Here is a 1,239-nt window from a genome sequence, read left to right as displayed (position 1 = left end):
CGCTGCCGCTTGCCTGGCGCGGGGCCGTTCTGTACGCCCCGGGCGCCGCCGAGGTGCGTGCGCATCTCACCCTCGCCCGTCCCGCCCCCGGTGACCACACCCGAGGTGCCCGCGCGCAGGACACCGGCTCGGCAGAAGGCGGCTGGACGCTCGACCTGTTCGACCCGGCGGGCACGGCCGTTGCCAGCGTCGCGGACGTCCGCCTGCGGACGCCGGACCCGGCCGACCTCGACGTCTCCCCCGACGGCCTGACCGCGGCCCGGCCCGACTGGCTGCTCGGCCTGGACTGGACGTCGCTGGAGGCGGCCGAGCCGACTCGGGACGCGACGCAACCACGCTGGGCGGTGCTCGCCCCGGCCGGATCCGACGGCCAGCCGGATGCGGGGAACCTGACCGATCGGATCCGTCGAGTTCTCCGCACCGACGACCTGCCGGCCAACCAACCGGCCGACCAACCGGCTGGCGAGCAGGCGCCAGGGCAACAGCCACAGCCGGATGGGGAGCAGCCGACGGGCGCACGGCCAGGCGAGGAGCAGCCGGAAGGCGAGAAGCCGGGCCAGCAGCGGCCGCAGTCGGCGCCCGAGGCGACGCTGCTGCCCGCCGGCAGCGCCCCAGCGGTGTTCGACGCCCTGCGCACCTGGGTGGACGACCCGGCCAGCCAGAACGGCCGCCTGGTCGTACTGACCACGCTTGCCGTGGCCACCGGGCGGGAGGAGACGCCGCAACTCGCGTCGGCCGCGGTCTGGGGCCTGGTGCGGGCCGCGCAGGCGGAGTACCCGGGCCGGATCGTCCTTGTCGACCTCGACGAGCAGGACGCGTCGCTGGCGGCTCTGCCCGCCGCGCTCGCCACCGGGGAACCCCAGCTCGCCCTGCGCGACGGGGCCGTGCGCGTTCCCCGCCTCACCCGGTTCACCCCGCGGGACCTGACGATCCCGGCGGCTGCCAGCGGCGCTGCCACCCAACCGGACTCGGCGGATCGCCCCGACCCTACGGCCGCGGTGGCCGGCACGGCCGCGGTAGCCGGGACAGCCGCGGTAGCCGGGACAGCCGCGGTAGCCGGGACAGCCGGGACGGTGCTGGTGTCCGGTCACGGCAGCCTCGCCGCCGCACTCGCCCGTCACCTCGCCGAGGTCGACGACAGCGTCCGCCTGGTGCTGCTCGGCGCCGACGCCGGACTCGCCGAGCAGCTCGGCGAACGGGGCGCGCAGGTGCTGCGCGCGGACGGCGACGCCGCCGACC

The 1,239-nt window shown here is 77.0% G+C and carries 1 pseudogene; it reads left to right on the top strand.

Annotated features, from left to right (window positions below):
- Positions 1-1,239: pseudogene (locus ND748_RS32305) on the top strand (hypothetical protein); the annotation flags it as partial.

The sequence above is a fragment of the Frankia sp. AiPs1 genome (assembly GCF_023716945.1).
GTDB lineage: Bacteria > Actinomycetota > Actinomycetes > Frankiales > Frankiaceae > Frankia.
This window is presented reverse-complemented; position numbering and strand designations above follow the sequence as displayed.